Source organism: Flavobacterium sp. 9AF, assembly GCF_902506265.1.
Taxonomy (GTDB): domain Bacteria; phylum Bacteroidota; class Bacteroidia; order Flavobacteriales; family Flavobacteriaceae; genus Flavobacterium.
The window spans coordinates 1-1,142 of the sequence record NZ_LR733602.1 but is presented as its reverse complement, the minus strand read 5'-3'; the positions used below and the strand labels follow the sequence as shown (position 1 = coordinate 1,142).

The 1,142-nt window shown below is 27.8% G+C and carries 1 pseudogene; it reads right to left on the bottom strand.

Annotated elements, in window-relative coordinates:
* Window positions 1-21: 21 nt before the first annotated feature.
* Window positions 22-1,142, bottom strand: a pseudogene (locus HALO113_RS16840) (hypothetical protein); the annotation flags it as partial.

Genomic DNA, 1,142 nt, shown 5'->3' with positions numbered 1-1,142 from the left:
TATATATATATTCTTCATACTTTAGTTACATTTTTTAGTGAATAAATCTCTTCCATCAGTTAAGTATTTGTTCCTTTTGATTACTTTTTCTGGAAAATTTCCTATTTCTTGAAGATAAGCAGGATTATCAACTGTTCCATCATGATTTCTATTTAATCCTTGAGTTGAAAGATAATATAAAAAATTAGATACATTCCAACTTTCATAAAATTCATTTGTTTCTGGATTGGAAATATCACTACCTATAATATAATCTAATTCATCTTGATTTACTAATTCATTTAAAACTTGGTTATATATGGTAGTAAATACGGGTATCATGTTTTGAAACATAAAGGTATGGGTATCTACAGTAGCTCCATTAACTGTTATTGGTTGATTACCCACTAAAAAATCACCCAGAGTATCATAATTAAGATTATAAATATCAATCCCCATATTAGCTCTTTGGACATTAAGATAAGCATGTATCATTTCGTGAATTACAATGTTTGCCATATATAAAGTGGAAGTAGTGTTTAGTCTATTTCTACTTATTCTTATAGTATTTGTTATACTATTTATCTGTCCATTTAAGGTAGTGTAATTACCTTGCGTTTCACCTCCTTTATTATTAGGTAAATCAGCTACTTCAATTTTTAAATTTATTCTGTCATTTGTATTAAAAACCGCATTGTAAAGATTTTTAAAATTACTTGAATTTTTCAATTTATCAAACACACAATTTAATATTCTTTCCGCATCATCACTTTCATCCTTAATTTCTGAAATATCTATATTTGCAGGTGACTTTAATGATAAATCAATATCAAAAATTAAGCCAGTATTTAAACTATTATCTAATAATTGCATTATAAAATCCTCATCTGCAATACCTTCTTTTAAAGCCAATACAGCTTCATAAGCAAAAATTATGCCTTCATTGGTTCCATTATGAGCCAGATAATATTCTATTTTTGCTTTGGTATTAAAATCCAAACTATTGTAAAACTGAGCTAATTCTGGACTTGATAACAAATTAAAAAACACGTCTCTAGCACTGCCTCCTGCTCCATCATTGTATAAATCTGGGTTAGATGTATCTTGAATTATTTGTACTGGTGTGGTTAAAAAATCGGGATTAGAATTTACGGATTCGCAAT